The organism is Pseudomonas peradeniyensis (genome assembly GCF_014268935.2).
In the GTDB taxonomy this organism is placed as follows: Bacteria; Pseudomonadota; Gammaproteobacteria; order Pseudomonadales; family Pseudomonadaceae; genus Aquipseudomonas; species Aquipseudomonas peradeniyensis.
The window spans coordinates 1427958-1441412 of sequence record NZ_JABWRJ020000001.1; the positions used below are offsets into that span (position 1 = coordinate 1427958).

Annotated in this window: 13 protein-coding genes; 2 read left to right on the plus strand and 11 right to left on the minus strand. The window is 66.0% G+C overall.

All coding sequences use genetic code 11. From position 1 onward, the window contains the following. Positions 1 to 20: 20 nt before the first annotated feature. On the minus strand, positions 21 to 254 hold the full coding sequence (locus HU751_RS06115; RefSeq protein ID WP_028689390.1) for a hypothetical protein: 234 nt from the start codon (positions 252 to 254) through the stop codon (positions 21 to 23). A gap of 417 nt (positions 255 to 671) precedes the next feature. Here HU751_RS06115 and HU751_RS06120 point away from each other — a divergent pair, with 417 nt between their 5' ends. Beyond that, positions 672 to 1304, plus strand: a complete 633-nt coding sequence (locus HU751_RS06120; RefSeq protein WP_186714404.1) for a LysE family translocator — start codon at positions 672 to 674, stop codon at positions 1302 to 1304. Positions 1305 to 1391: 87 nt separating this feature from the next. After that, the gene (locus HU751_RS06125) at positions 1392 to 3566 is read left to right on the plus strand and encodes an ATP-binding protein (protein ID WP_186733232.1); all 2175 of its coding nucleotides are present in this window, start codon (positions 1392 to 1394) and stop codon (positions 3564 to 3566) included. Here the strand turns inward: HU751_RS06125 and HU751_RS06130 are convergent. The 10 genes from HU751_RS06130 to HU751_RS06175 form a co-directional block, all read right to left on the minus strand. Beyond that, positions 3556 to 5736 (minus strand): ATP-binding protein, encoded by a 2181-nt coding sequence (locus tag HU751_RS06130; RefSeq protein ID WP_186733231.1) that lies wholly within the window; start codon positions 5734 to 5736, stop codon positions 3556 to 3558. The genes HU751_RS06125 and HU751_RS06130 overlap by 11 nt on opposite strands. A 107-nt stretch (positions 5737 to 5843) precedes the next feature. Continuing rightward, positions 5844 to 6407 carry an NUDIX hydrolase gene (locus HU751_RS06135; RefSeq protein ID WP_186733230.1) on the minus strand — a complete coding sequence of 188 codons (564 nt, stop codon included), beginning with the start codon at positions 6405 to 6407 and terminating at the stop codon, positions 5844 to 5846. 2 nt (positions 6408 to 6409) lie between these two features. Further along, entirely contained in the window at positions 6410 to 7162 is a 753-nt protein-coding gene (locus tag HU751_RS06140) for a GntR family transcriptional regulator (protein WP_050705996.1), read from the minus strand. An 89-nt stretch (positions 7163 to 7251) separates the two neighbouring features. Beyond that, the gene (locus HU751_RS06145; protein ID WP_050705995.1) at positions 7252 to 7641 is read right to left on the minus strand and encodes a carboxymuconolactone decarboxylase family protein; all 390 of its coding nucleotides are present in this window, start codon (positions 7639 to 7641) and stop codon (positions 7252 to 7254) included. Positions 7642 to 7805: 164 nt separating this feature from the next. Beyond that, the gene (locus HU751_RS06150) at positions 7806 to 8291 is read right to left on the minus strand and encodes a flavin reductase family protein (protein ID WP_186733229.1); all 486 of its coding nucleotides are present in this window, start codon (positions 8289 to 8291) and stop codon (positions 7806 to 7808) included. 12 nt (positions 8292 to 8303) lie between these two features. After that, entirely contained in the window at positions 8304 to 9785 is a 1482-nt protein-coding gene (locus tag HU751_RS06155) for an aldehyde dehydrogenase (protein ID WP_186733228.1), read from the minus strand. Further along, the gene (locus tag HU751_RS06160) at positions 9782 to 10615 is read right to left on the minus strand and encodes an alpha/beta fold hydrolase (RefSeq protein WP_186733227.1); all 834 of its coding nucleotides are present in this window, start codon (positions 10613 to 10615) and stop codon (positions 9782 to 9784) included. The genes HU751_RS06155 and HU751_RS06160 overlap by 4 nt, the downstream gene beginning before the upstream one ends. 69 nt (positions 10616 to 10684) lie before the next feature. Beyond that, positions 10685 to 11281: an amino acid synthesis family protein gene (locus HU751_RS06165; RefSeq protein WP_186733226.1), complete on the minus strand. Its 597-nt coding sequence runs from the start codon at positions 11279 to 11281 to the stop codon at positions 10685 to 10687. Positions 11282 to 11648: 367 nt separating this feature from the next. Then, positions 11649 to 12689 carry an LLM class flavin-dependent oxidoreductase gene (locus HU751_RS06170; protein WP_186733225.1) on the minus strand — a complete coding sequence of 347 codons (1041 nt, stop codon included), beginning with the start codon at positions 12687 to 12689 and terminating at the stop codon, positions 11649 to 11651. 91 nt (positions 12690 to 12780) lie between these two features. Continuing rightward, positions 12781 to 13266: a flavin reductase family protein gene (locus HU751_RS06175; protein WP_186733224.1), complete on the minus strand. Its 486-nt coding sequence runs from the start codon at positions 13264 to 13266 to the stop codon at positions 12781 to 12783. Positions 13267 to 13455 lie beyond the last annotated feature (189 nt).

Here is a 13455-nt window from a genome sequence, read left to right on the forward strand (position 1 = left end):
TTGCCCCGCGATGAGGCCCTTCAGACGGTACGCAGGCGCGCCTTTTCCACCTGCTGCATTTCCACGCCATCGAGCAACGCCTCGACCACCGCCTTGGCCGCGTCCAGTCCGTGATCGTTGCCCAGCAGCAGGTCGTGGCAGGTGCCGGTTGCCAGTTCCATGGCCTTGAGGTTGGTGGCGAATGCGCCTTTGAGCAAAGTGGACAGGTGCACCAGCGCATCCTCGAAGTCCACGCCTTCGCGCACGGCGAACAGGGAAGGGTGGCTGCATTCGCAGTTGCCAAAGCTGGAGTGCGCCGTGGTGGCGCGGGACGGAGGATCAGGTAAGCCTTTTGTCATTGTGTCGCTCCTTGATTCAATGGAGCCGCCACTCGACGTGACCAAACGAATGGGTGGCGACTGTACGCGGGTTGGTCAACCGGGAATCAAGGAAACCGGCGCGCACGGAGGCGCCCCACGCACAGCCGCCATAGAACGAGACAGCCGGGCACAAAAAAAGCGCCAACTGAATCGCAGAGCGGGCGCTTGTGCGCCTTGATGTTCGCGGGTGACCAAACCCGGCTGCTGGACTTACAGCAACGCGCCAAGGTTACCGGGCTCGGATAACCGTTTCAAGGCGCGTTCATGTACGGATACACTTCGCGCACTTCAACCCACACAAGGATGTGCATGATGCCCGAACCCTCCAACCTGCTCGCCTTCGCCCTGATCAGCCTGGGCATGGTGCTGACCCCCGGGCCCAACATGATCTACCTGATCTCCCGCTCCATCTGCCAGGGGCGCGGCGCCGGCTTGATCTCGTTGGGTGGCGTGGCGCTGGGCTTCGTCTTCTACATGCTCTGCGCCGCGCTGGGCATCACCGCGCTGGTCATGGCCGTGCCGTTCGCCTATGACGCCCTGCGCATCGGTGGCGCGTTGTACCTGCTGTACCTGGCCTGGCAGGCGCTGCGCCCGGGTGGGCGTTCGCCGTTCCAGGTCCGCGACCTGCCGGCCGACAGCCCGCGGCGGCTGTTCATGATGGGGTTTCTGACCAATCTGCTGAACCCGAAGATCGCGGTCATGTACCTGTCGCTGATGCCGCAGTTCATCGAGCCCGGCCACGGCAGCGTGCTGGCGCAGTCGCTGGTGCTGGGCAGCACGCAGATCGCGATCAGCGTCACGGTCAACGCGCTCATCGCGGTGATGGCCGGTTCCATCGCCGTGTTCCTGGCCGGCAGGCCGGTGTGGCAGCAGGTCCAGCGCTGGCTGATGGGCACGGTGTTGGCGGCGCTGGCGCTGCGCATGCTGGCCGAAGGGCGCCGCTGATCGTCGGCGCAAAACCGATGGAACGTTTTGCCACTGGGCGATTTCTTACCCTCAGAGGAAAGAAAACGTGCCCGGGAATACCGAGACATGAAAGCGCGCCAGGAGAGCAAGACGGTCAACCTGAAAACACTGCCGAGTTTCCTGGGCGGCGGTGGCGAAGTCAGCTGCCTGCTGCAGGCGATGGACTGGCGACAATCCCCGCTCGGCTCACCGGACGGCTGGTCGCCGGTGCTGCAGTCGGTGGTGGCCATGCTGCTGCCGGCACAGGCGCAGATCGTGTTGTTCTGGGGGCCGCAGTACATCGCGTTGTACAACGATGCCTACTGGCCGACCATCGGTAGCAAGCACCCCGGGGCGCTGGGCCGGCCTGGCCAGGAGCACTGGAGCGAACTGTGGGACGACCTCGAGCCGCTGCTGCGTGGGGTGCGTGAGACCGGGGTGACCTTCTCGGCCCGCGACCGGCCGTTCTACATCGAGCGGCATGGCCCGGGCGAAACCGCCTATTTCGATGTCTCCTATTCCGCCGTGCGCGAGGCCGACGGTGGCGTGGGCGGCGTGCTGTGCATCGTCACTGACACCACCGAGCGGGTGCGTTTCCAGCAACGCCAGGCGTTTCTCCAGGAGTTGCGCCAGGCCTTGCCGGGCCTGGGCGAGGCCGAGCGCATCGAGGCCCATGCGGTGCGCCGCCTGGGGGAGGAACTGGGCGCGGCGCGGGTCTGCTTCGGCGAGGATCTGGGCGATGGCCGGCGTTATCGGGTCGCTCAGGAGTGGGCCGCCGAAGTACCGTCAATGGTCGGCTTCAACCAGTACTCGGCCCTGGACCCGGCGCTGCGCGAGGCGCTGCTGGCCGGCCAGGCGGTACAGCGCAACTATGAGGCGAGCAAGGGCGCGCCGGCCCGGTTCAAGGGCCTGTGCGCCACGCTGCACGTTCCGGTGCTGCGCGCCGAACGCCTGGAGGCGATGCTCGCGGTGCATTTCCATACCCCCCATTCCTGGGCCGACAGCGAGTGCCTGCTGGTGGAGGAGGCTGCCCGGCAGGTCTGGGCGGCGGTTACCCACGCCCGTGCCGAGCGCGCCCTGCATGTGCTCAACGAAAACCTGGAAGAGCGGGTAGCCAACATGCTCGCCCAGCGCGAGGCTTCACTGGTGCAACTGCACGAAGCGCGCAAGATGGAGATGATCGGCCAGCTTACCGGCGGCATCGCCCATGACCTCAACAACATGCTGACGCCGATCATCGCTTCCCTGGAGCTGCTGCGCCGCCATCCCCAGCCGGAACGCGCCGAGCGCCTGATCGACGGCGGCCTGCAGGCGGCCGAGCGGGCGCGCAACCTGGTCGGCCGCCTGCTCAGCTTCGCCCGGCGCCAGACCCTCAAGCCCACCACGGTGTCGCTGGCGGTACTGGTGGGGGAGATGCGCGAACTGATCGTCCGCTCGCTGGGGCCAACCATTGCCATCGAGGTCAGTGTCGAGGCGGCGTTGCCTGGGGTGCTGGTGGATCCGCATCAGTTGGAACTGGCGTTGCTCAACCTGGTGGTCAATGCCCGCGATGCCATGGGCGAGGGCGGGAAACTGACCATTCGCGCAGGTCTCGACGGCGATGGCGCGCCCCGACCGCCTGGTTTGCAGGCAGTGCCGCAAGTGTGGCTGCGGGTTGCCGACAACGGCTGTGGCATGAACGAAGACGTGCTGGCGCATTGTATCGAGCCGTTCTACTCGACCAAGGGCGTGGGCCGCGGTACCGGGTTGGGCCTGCCGATGGTGCAGGGCCTGGCGTTGCAGTCCGGTGGCGGTTTCGGTATTCGCTCGCGGGTGGGCGAAGGCACCGAAGCGACCTTATGGCTGCCGGCCAGCGAACATGAGGTGGTTGCAGAAACGGTCGAACCGCTCGAGGTTCCTCGGGCGCAGCGCCAGACCCGCGTGCTCCTGGTGGACGATGAGCCACTGGTGCGCCAGGCCACGCTCCTGCAACTGCGCGCCCTGGGGTACGAGGTGACCGAGGCCGAAGGGCCGGCCCAGGCACTGGCGTTGCTGGACAAGGGCCTGCTGCCCGATGTGCTGATGACCGACCATGTCATGGCCGAGACCACCGGGGTGCGCTTCGCCCAGCAGGTGCGCGAGCGGCTGGCGCAACTGCCGGTACTGATCATCACCGGCTACGCCAACCTCACGCCCCGTGAGCTGCATGGCTTCGAAGTGCTGCGCAAGCCGTTTCGCCAGGACGAGCTGGGGCAGAGCCTGGCGCGGCTGCTCAAGTCCTAGCCAATACCACAGCGAGCATCTGGCACACCTGCTCGGCGGAATAGGGCTTGGCCAGGAAGGCGAAACCCTGGTGGCCCCCTTCGGCGATCGCTTCGCTGTAGCCGGAGGTGAGGATCACCGGCAGCTGCGGCTGGCTGCGACGCAGCTCCCTGGCCAGGGCCAGGCCGCCCATGCCTGGCATCACCACGTCGGAAAACACGGCGTCGAACCCGCCCCGTGCCGACGCTATCTGGACCAGGGCGTCCTCGGCCGAGGTCGCCCAACTGATCTGGTAACCATGGTCGCGCAGGATCTGCGCGGTGAAGCTGCCGACATCCGGATTGTCCTCCACCACCAGGATGTGCTTGCGCTGGCCATGGGGAACCAGCGGTACGGGGACCTCGGGCGTTTCACCGTCGGCCTGGGCCACCTGGGGCAGGTACAGGGTAAAGGTGGTGCCCTGGCCTTCGACGCTGACCACCTGCACATCGCCACCGGACTGCTTGACGAAGCCGAACACCTGCGACAGGCCAAGCCCGGTGCCCTGGCCGGAGGCCTTGGTGGTGAAGAACGGGTCGAAGATGCGTTCCAGCAAATGCGCGGCGATACCCACGCCGCTGTCGATGACCGAGATCGCCGCGAACGGCCCGTCCTGCGCTGCCTGGCCACGCAACGCCGGCAAATGCTGGTCGGCCTCCAGGCGCAGGCGCAGGGTGCCCGCGCCGGCCATGGCGTCGCGGCCATTGATCATCAGGTTGATCACCGCGGTTTCCAGCTGGCCGAGGTCGGCGTGCACATGGCAGGGCCTGTCGGGCAGCTCCAGGCTGACCTGGATGCGTGCGCCGGTGGCGGTGTCGAGCATGTCGGCCATGGCTTCGAGCCTGGGGCCGGCCTCGAACACCTGCGGGCTCAGGGCCTGGCGACGGGCGAAGGCGAGCAGTTGCCCGGTGAGCTTGGCGCCGCGGTCGACGGTATCGGACACGGTCTTGAAGTAGCGACTGCGGCGGCTATCGTCGAGGTCAGGGCGCTGCAGAAAGTGAATGGAGGAGCGGATGATGGTCAGCAGGTTGTTGAAGTCGTGGGCCACGCCGCCGGTCAGCTGGCCGATGGCCTCGAGCTTCTGGGTCTGGCGCAGCACGGCCTCGGTATGCAGGAGCTGGCCGGTGCGCTCCTCCACGCGCTGCTCGAGGGTGGCGTTGAGCGCTTCGAGGGCGGTCAGCGCCTCGCGCACCTCGGCGTTGGCCTGGACCCGCTGGATATGCGCCCAGCAGCGCCCGGTCACCTCGTTGAGCAGGGTCTGTTCATAGCGGGTCCAGGTCCTGGGCAGCTTGTCGTGGATGGCCATCAGCGCGGTCAGGCGGCCTTCCTTGATCAGCGGCATGCAGACGGTCGCGGTAATGCCGATGGCCTGGAAGGTCGCGGCTTCGCGGGCCGGTAACTGTGCAAGGTTGTCGTCGATCACCAACGCCAGCCCGGCGCGCAGGCGGCTGACGGCCAGCTCGCCGAAGTCGGCCAGGCGGTACTGGCCGAGCAGGCGCGGCGAGCCTGGCGCAACCCAGTCGCCGCAGATGGTGAAACCGTCCTCGTCGGGGTCCATCACGGCATAGGCGCAGCTCGACAGGTGCAGGTGTTCGCCCAGCAGGCGCGTGGTGGTGGCCATGATCCGCTCCGGGTCGGTGGCGTTGGCCGCCGCCCGGCTGAGGGTGTCGAGAAAGTTCAGGCGCTGGTTGGCCACCACGCTGGCGGTGGTCTCGGTAACCGTATCGATCATCCCCACCACCTGGCCGTCGTGGTCGCGGATGGGGCTGTAGCAGAAGGTGAAGTAGGCGCGTTCCGGGCTGCCGTGACGCTCGATCATCAGCGGAAAATCCTCGATGTACACGGCTTCGCCGTCGAGCGCGCGCTGGGCCAGGTGGCGGATATCGCTCCAGGCTTCCTGCCAGACCGCGCTGAAAGGGCGGCCCAGGGCCGAGGGTTTGTTGCCGAGGATTTCGCTGAAGGCGTCGTTGTGCAGGGTGATCAGTTCGTCGCCCCAGAGCACGGCCTGGGGAAAGCGCGAGGCCAGGCACAGGGCAACCGTGGTCTTGAGCACATCGGGCCAGTTGGCAAGGGGGCCCAGGGTGGTCGACGACCAGTCGTGGTTGCGGATGCGTTCGGCCATGTGGCCGCCGCCGTCGAGCCATTTCGCCATGAGCTGTGCGGATCCTTGTGCGTGAGAGCATCAGGGTGCACCGAGACGCGGCGCTTGGCGAGGGGTTTTGTGTCGTCTGTGGGGGACCCGTGATGGGCGCGCTGCGGTCAGCGGATGAAATGCACCTTGCCGGTATCGTCGTTGCCCATGTAGATCCCGTATACGCCGGCCTGGCGTTCGAGGATGTAGCGTTCGAGGATCTGCCGGATCGCCGGATAGTAGATTTCGTCCCAGGGAATCTCGTCCGGCGCGAAGAAGCGATAGGCCAGGGTTTCCGGCCCGAACTGCCCCGTCTCCTCGGTGGCGATGGCGCGAAAGACGATGTACACCTCGCTGATCCTGGGCACGCTGAAGATCGAGTAGGGCGAGACGATCTCGGCGCGCACGCCGCTCTCTTCCCAGACCTCGCGCAGGGCCGCCTGCTCGGTGGTCTCGCCGGCCTCCATGAACCCTGCCGGCAGGGTCCAGGTACCGGGGCGCGGCGGGATGGCGCGCTGGCACAGCAAGTATTTGCCGTCGCGCTCGATGATGCAGCCGGCGATGATCTTCGGGTTGACGTAGTGCACGTAGCCGCAGGCGCCGCAGTACAGGCGTTCGTGGCTGTCGCCGTTGGGGACGCCCCGGGCCAGTTCCGTGGTGCAGTGCGGGCAGTAGCGCGGGGCGGTGGGCATGGTCAGCGGCCTATGCGAGGATCCTTGAGGGGCAGGGGGGCGACGATATCGCGGACCTTGGCGTTGTCGTCCTGCTTCTGGCGCAGGTAGTCCAGGGCCACCTTGGCGGCGGCGCGCACGTGGTCGACCGAGGCCTGGTGGGCGGCCTGTGGGTCGCCGCTCTTGATCGCCTCGACGATCTTTTCCATTTCGCGGTTGCTGGCGCCCCGGCGATTCTCCTGGGACACCGAGGTGGCGCGCAGGTAGCTGATGCGTGCCTGCAACTGGCGCAGCTGCTGGGCGGCGACCTGGTTGCCAGAGCCTTCGAGCAGCACGTCGTAGAAGCCCTGCACCGAATCGAGCACCTGTTGCAGCTCGCCGTCTTCCAGCGCATCGCGGTTGACGTCCAGCGCGCGTTCCAGGGCGCGGATGTCCTTGGCCTTGGCGTTGAGGGTGAACAGCTGCACGATCAGCCCTTCGAGCACGCAGCGCAGCTCGTAGATGTCGCGGGCGTCCTCCAGGGTGATGATGGCCACCCGCGGACCCTTGGCATCGGCGAACTCGACCAGCCCTTCGGACTCCAGGTGGCGCAGCGCCTCGCGCACCGAGGTGCGGCTGACGCCCAGGCGTTCGCAGAGGTCGCGCTCGACCAGGCGGTCGCCGGGCAGCAGGTGGAAGTTCATGATTGCGCCGCGCAGCTTGTCGAGCACGATTTCACGAAGGGTGACGGGGTTGCGGTTGACCTTGAAGCTGTCGTCGAGGGGCTGGCGTTTCATCAGGGGCGCTCTTCTATGCGGCTGTTGCGCCAATATCGCGGAATGCCACGAACCCGGGCATTCCTTGCAGTGGTTCACACAGCCCGCTGTTAACGGGGGGGCTGCCCATCGGCTTCGGCGAACGCCTCGCGGGCCAGGCGGAAGCTGTCCACCGCCGCGGGCACGCCGCAGTAAATGCCGACTTGCAGCAGGATCTCGCGAATCTGTTCGCGGCTCAGGCCATTACGCAAGGCGCCGCGGATGTGCAGCTTGAGTTCGTGGGGCCGGTTGAGCGCGGAAATCATCGCCAAGTTTATCATGCTGCGCTCTTTGAGCGACAAGCCCTCGCGGCCCCAGACATGGCCCCAGCAGTACTCGGTGACCAGCGCCTGGAGGGGCTGGGTGAAATCGTCGGCCTGCTCGATCGAGCGCTTGACGTAGTCCTCGCCGAGCACCTGGGTGCGGATCTGCAGGCCTTTTTCGTACTTTTCGTTATTCATGGGCCAGGGTCCTGTGTGACTGAATGGAAAACGGGGCGGGGCTGCGGCGCAGCCCTTTCGCCGGCAAGCCGGCTCCCACAGGTACAGCGCAGGCTCGCGAGCGGCGCGATCCCTGTGGGAGCCGGCTTGCCGGCGAAAGGGTCGCAAGGCGGCCCCAGCGAATCTCAGCCCAGCGACGGCAGAGCGCCGAGCTTGCCCTTGTGGTACACCATCGGTGTCACCGCCTGTTCGGGTAGCACCAGGTTCTTCACCTGGCCGACGATGATCGCGTGATCGCCGCCGTCGTATTCGCGCCACAGTTCGCACTCGATGATCGCCGTGGCCTTGGTGAGCAACGGGTTGCCCAGTTCGCTCAGGTGCCAGTCGATGCCTTTGGCCTTGTCCTTGCCCTTGCCGGCAAAGGCGTAGGCCTCGGCGGTCTGCTCGGCGGACAGCAGGTGAATGGCGAACTGCCTGCTGTCGCGCAGCACCGGGTAGGTGTCGGAGGCGTAGTTGGGGCAGAACAGCACCAGCGCCGGCTCGATCGACAGCGCGCTGAACGCGCTGGCGGTGATGCCGACGATGCCGCCGTCGGCGTCCAGGGTGGTGACCACGGTGACGCCGGATGGGAACGAGCCCATCACGTCTTTGTAGATGCCGGGTTCGATCATGGCGCGGGTCTCCTAGCGCATCACAAAGGGGTCGGGCATGGGCGCGGTGGACAGGTTGATCCACACCGTCTTCAGCTCGGTATAGGCCAGCACCGAGTCGATGCCGCTCTCACGGCCGTAGCCGCTGTTCTTGAACCCGCCGATCGGGGCCATGGCCGACACCGCGCGGTAGGTATTGACCCAGATGATTCCCGAGCGCACGTCGCGGGCCAGGCGATGGGCGCGGCCCAGGTCGCGGGTCCAGATGCCGGCGGCCAGGCCGAACTGCGAGTCGTTGGCCATGGCCAGGGCCTGTTCCTCGGTCTTGAAACGGATCACCGCGGCGACCGGGCCGAACACCTCTTCCTGCATGATGGTCATCGAGTGGCTGTCGCATTCGAACAGGGTCGGCTCGTAGAACCAACCGTCGCCCGCGACTTCTGCGCGCTTGCCGCCCATGCGCAGGGTGGCGCCTTCGGCCTTGGCGGCGGCCACCAGGCCTTTGATCACGGCCAGTTGCTGGGCGGTGGCGATCGGGCCCATCTCGCTGTCTTCATCCTGCGGGTTGCCGATGCGGATGCTTCTGGCACGCGTGATCAGGCGCTCGACGAACTCATCGAAGATCTCGTCCTGCACCAGCAGGCGCGAGCCGGCCACGCAGCTCTGCCCGGAGGCGGCATAGATGCCGGCTACCGCGCCGTTGACGGCGCTGTCCAGGTCGGCGTCGGCGAAGATGATGTTAGGCGACTTGCCACCCAGCTCCAGCGACAGCTTGGCGAAGTTCTCGGCGCTGCTGCGCACCACATGGCGAGCAGTGGCGGCACCGCCGGTGAAGGCGATCTTGCGCACCAGCGGATGGCGGGTCAGCGCCGCGCCAGTGCTCGGGCCGAAGCCGGTGACGACATTGACCACGCCGGCCGGGAAGCCAGCTTCGAGTGCCAGGCGGGCCAGCTCGAGAATGGTCGCCGAGGCATGTTCGGACGGCTTGAGCACGAGGGTGTTGCCGGCGGCCAAGGCCGGGGCGAGCTTGATCGCGGTGAGGTACAGCGGGCTGTTCCAGGGGATGATCCCGGCCACCACGCCGATCGGCTCGTGCACGGTGTAGGCAAACAGGTCGGGCTTGTCCAGCGGCAGGGTGCCGCCTTCGAGCTTGTCGGCCAGGCCCGCGGTGTAATGGAAGAACTCCGGCAGGTAGCCGACCTGGCCGCGGGTCTCGCGGATCAGCTTGCCGTTGTCACGGCTTTCCAGCTGCGCCAGCTGCTCCTTGTTGTCGGCGATCAGGTCACCGAGGCGGCGCAGCAGCTTGCCCCGGGCGGTGGCGGTCAGACCGCGCCAGGCCTTGCTGTCGAAGGCGCGCTGGGCGGCCTGCACGGCCAGCTCGACGTCGGCTTCATCGGCGTCGGGCAACTGCGCCCAGGCCTTGGCGGTGGCCGGGTCGAGGCTGTCGAAGGTCTTGCCGCTCTGGGCATCGCGCCATTGGCCATCGATGCACATCTGGAAACGAACGAGGGTCATGCAACTATCCCCTTGGCGGATTCGGTGAGGGTGCGGGCCTGCCTGAGGAAGTCCAGCAGCATCCTGTTGACTTCGCGCGGTGCTTCCACCGGCATCATATGCCGTTGCTCGGCCAGCACCACGCAGTGGGCGCCGGGTATGCGCGCCGCGAGCTGGCGGGCCATGCTCGGGGTGGAGCCAGCATCGAGCTCGCCGGTGGCGATCAGCGTCGGCACCTGGAGGCTGCCCAGGTCTTCGGCGCGGTACATGTCCTGGGTGGCGAAAAGCGCGTAGGTGGTGTGGTAGCCCTGCGGATCGTTGCTCGCCAGCACCTGGCGAATGGCTGCGACCTGGGCCGGGTTGGCGGCCTTGTACTCGCGGCTGAACCAGCGCTCCAGCGCCGCGTCGACATTGGCATCCGGGCCCTGGGCCAAGGCCTGGGCGGCGCGGGCGATGACCCCGGCGCTCTGCTCGGGGCTGCGATTGAACACACTGTTGAGCACCACCAGCGCCGCCAGGCGTTGCGGGTGGTTGAGGGCGAACGCACGCGCCACCAGGCCGCCCATGCTGAAACCGATCACGCAGGCTTGCTGGACCTGCAGGTGGTCGAGCAGTTCGGCGAGCTGGTCGGCGTAACCTTCCAGCGCGGTGTCGGCGGCGGGCACGCGGCTGTGGCCGTGGCCGAGCATGTCGTAGGCGATGACGCGGTAGTCGTTGGCCAGGCCGACGAATTGCCCGCCCCACATTTCCTTGTTCAGGCCCACGCCGTGGATCAGTACCACGGGTTGGCCCTGGCCCTGGACCATGTAGCTGGTCCCGGCCGGTGTACGTTCAGCGACAGGCTGAATCATGGAGGGCGCTCCTTGAAGGACGGGCGCGGCGGGGAGTCGCCACGCCCAGGCCCGTCTTGGTCATTGTTGTTATCGAGCGTTGGCCTTTTCGGCGGCCAGTTCTTCCAGGTCGATGTAGCGGTTGCCGATGCGCGGATGCAGGCGGCCGCCGTCGGCGGCGCCAAGCACCACGACAATTTCGTCGGTGCGCGGGGCGTCCTCGATCTGCATCTCCAGGGTGATGTAGTGCGAGCGCAGGCCCTCGTCGTCCTTCTGCATCATCGGGATCTGGATCGAGGTGCCCGGGCCGCCGCGCTTGTTGGTGAAGCTCAGGTAGCTCTTGGCCTGCACGGCTTCACGGTAATGGTTGCCGAAGCGCAGGGTGTGGATCACCGCCGAGGCGTGCTCGATCTCACCGTCGGCGCCGACCACGGCGGCCTTGCCGTAGGCTTCGATCTTTTCAGCGCCGCCGATGGCGGCGGTCAGGCGCTCGACCATCAGTGCGCCGAGGTCGGAGCAGTTGGCGCGGATTTCAGGCTTGAGGTCCTCGACGAAACCGCGACCGGCCCACGGATTCTTGATCACCACGGCCAGGCCGACCATGGTCACCGGTTTGTCGGTGGCCTTGCCGCCTTCGATGCGGGTCTCTTCGGAGTAGGTGACGATCTTGCGGATTTCGAAACTCATGACGGGCTCCTGGGTAGGGTGATCAGTTCTTGTTGTCTGATGGTATACCATAATATTTGATGTGCAAGAGGGGGCTGGAAAAATCTCTGGGGAGGGGATGAAAGGTGGCGGATGGCCCGGGTTTTATGGTGTTTGGGAAATCGAGCGCCGCTGTGCGGCGCATCGCGGATGAATCCGCTCCTACAAAGGCAGGTGGGGGCAGCTGAGCTCTCGCGTCGTGCAAACAGGGCGAAAACAACCATGGCCTGTCAGGCATGGCCACGTTGCAATAAATGTAGGAGCGGATTTATCCGCGATGCGCCGCGCGGGCGGCGCTCGATCTCACAGGTGCCATAAGGGACCCGGCGAGCCCCTATGCAAAGGGAACTCAGGCAAACGCCGGCAGCACGTCCTTGATGAACAGCTCCAGCGATTTCTTCTTCTCGCTGTGGGGCAGACTGTTGTCGCACCAGAAGCTGAACTCGTCGACGCCCAGCTCTTGGTAGTAGCGAATGCGCGCGATGATCTCCTCAGGGGTACCGATCATGGTGTTCCTGCGGATGTTCTCCAGCTCGAATGCCGGCACCTCGGCGAACTTCGACGCCGGGCTCGGTTCAAGGAAGCCATTGACCGGGACGGTCTTGTTGCCGAACCAGGCATCGAAGGTGCGGTAGAAGCGCGAGATGGCCTGGGCGCCGACCTTCCAGCCGTCCGGCTCGGCCGGGCTGTGCACATGGGTGTGGCGCAGCACCATCAGTTGCGGGCGGGGCACGCCGGGGTTGTTGTCCAGGGCGGCCTGGAACTTGTTCCTCAAGTCCAGCACTTCTTCGTCGCCCTTCATCAGCGGGGTGACCATGACGTTGCAGCCGTTGGCCACGGCGAAGTTGTGCGAGTCCGGGTCGCGGGCGGCGATCCACATCGGCGGTGCGGCGTTGAACGGCTTCGGCACGCTGGTGGAGGTGGGGAACTTGTAGACCTCGCCGTCGTGGGCGTAGTCGCCCTCCCATAACTTGCGCACCACCGGGACCATCTCGCGCAGGGCCTTGCCGCCGTCGGTGGCCGGCATGCCATTGGCCATGCGATCGAACTCGAACTGGTAGGCGCCGCGGGCCAGGCCCACCTCCATGCGACCGTTGCTGATCACGTCGAGCAGGGCGCATTCGCCGGCCACGCGGATCGGGTTCCAGAACGGCGCGATAAGGGTGCCGGCGCCCAGGCGGATCTTCTCGGTGCGGGCGGCCAGGTAGGCCAGCAGCGGCATCGGGCTGGGCGAGATGGTGTATTCCATGGCGTGGTGTTCGCCGATCCACACGGTGCTGAAACCGCCGTCTTCGGCCATCAGGGTCAGTTCGGTGAGGTCTTCGAACAGCTGGCGGTGGCTGACCTGCTCATCCCAACGTTCCATGTGCACGAACAGCGAAAATTTCATGGGGCTTTCCTCGGAGCTTGTTGTTGTCTTGTTATCGCCTGCCGGGGCAGGTTTCAGTGTGGAAGTGGCCAATCGATCGACAGGCGTTCTATTAGGCGAAAGCGGGCAGGCTGGCCATCTTGCCGCGGCAGTAGACCATCGGGCGGGGCGCCTCCTCGGGCACGATCAGGTTGTGTACCTTGCCGACCATGATCGCGTGGTCGCCGCCTTCGTATTCGCGCCACAGTTCGCACTCGATCACGGCGGTGGCCCCGGCCAGGATCGGGTTGCCCAGGGCGCTCAAGGTCCAGTCGATGCCAGTGGCCTTGTCCTTGCCTTTTTTCGCGAAGGCGTAGGCCTCGGCCTGCTGCTCGCCGGAGAGCAGGTGAATGGCGAAACGCTTGTTCTTCATCAGTACAGGGTAGGAGTCGGAGCTGTAGTTGGGGCAGAACAGCACCAGCGGCGGGTCCATCGACAAGGACGAAAAGGCGCTGGCGGTGAGGCCGACGATCGAACCGTCGTCGTCCAGTGTGGTGATGACGGTGACGCCGGACGGGAAGGAGCCCAGGACGTGCTTGTAGACGGTTGCGTCGATCATGGTGTGATCCTCGAGGGGCTGCGGTGGTCCGCGGTTTTTATCGTTGATGTGTCTGATGGTATACCGTAATACCTTCTTTGCAAGCGGAATTTTCCAGGCCGCGCAGAACGCGATGAACGGCACAGTCCCCGGATTCATTGGCGTGGCCGCTGAAACCAGTGTGCGAAGAGGGGATAGAGAGCGGATCAG

Bases quoted from the DNA above. Each gene is read 5' to 3' on its own strand.
- HU751_RS06130 (WP_186733231.1), bottom strand. From the start codon at position 5,736: ATGGCGAAATGGCTCGACGGCGGCGGCCACATGGCCGAACGCATCCGC.
- HU751_RS06160 (WP_186733227.1), bottom strand. From the start codon at position 10,615: ATGATTCAGCCTGTCGCTGAACGTACACCGGCCGGGACCAGCTACATG.
- HU751_RS06120 (WP_186714404.1), top strand. From the start codon at position 672: ATGCCCGAACCCTCCAACCTGCTCGCCTTCGCCCTGATCAGCCTGGGC.
- HU751_RS06155 (WP_186733228.1), bottom strand. From the start codon at position 9,785: ATGACCCTCGTTCGTTTCCAGATGTGCATCGATGGCCAATGGCGCGAT.
- HU751_RS06135 (WP_186733230.1), bottom strand. From the start codon at position 6,407: ATGCCCACCGCCCCGCGCTACTGCCCGCACTGCACCACGGAACTGGCC.
- HU751_RS06150 (WP_186733229.1), bottom strand. From the start codon at position 8,291: ATGATCGAACCCGGCATCTACAAAGACGTGATGGGCTCGTTCCCATCC.
- HU751_RS06125 (WP_186733232.1), top strand. From the start codon at position 1,392: ATGAAAGCGCGCCAGGAGAGCAAGACGGTCAACCTGAAAACACTGCCG.
- HU751_RS06140 (WP_050705996.1), bottom strand. From the start codon at position 7,162: ATGAAACGCCAGCCCCTCGACGACAGCTTCAAGGTCAACCGCAACCCC.
- HU751_RS06170 (WP_186733225.1), bottom strand. From the start codon at position 12,689: ATGAAATTTTCGCTGTTCGTGCACATGGAACGTTGGGATGAGCAGGTC.
- HU751_RS06145 (WP_050705995.1), bottom strand. From the start codon at position 7,641: ATGAATAACGAAAAGTACGAAAAAGGCCTGCAGATCCGCACCCAGGTG.
- HU751_RS06165 (WP_186733226.1), bottom strand. From the start codon at position 11,281: ATGAGTTTCGAAATCCGCAAGATCGTCACCTACTCCGAAGAGACCCGC.
- HU751_RS06175 (WP_186733224.1), bottom strand. From the start codon at position 13,266: ATGATCGACGCAACCGTCTACAAGCACGTCCTGGGCTCCTTCCCGTCC.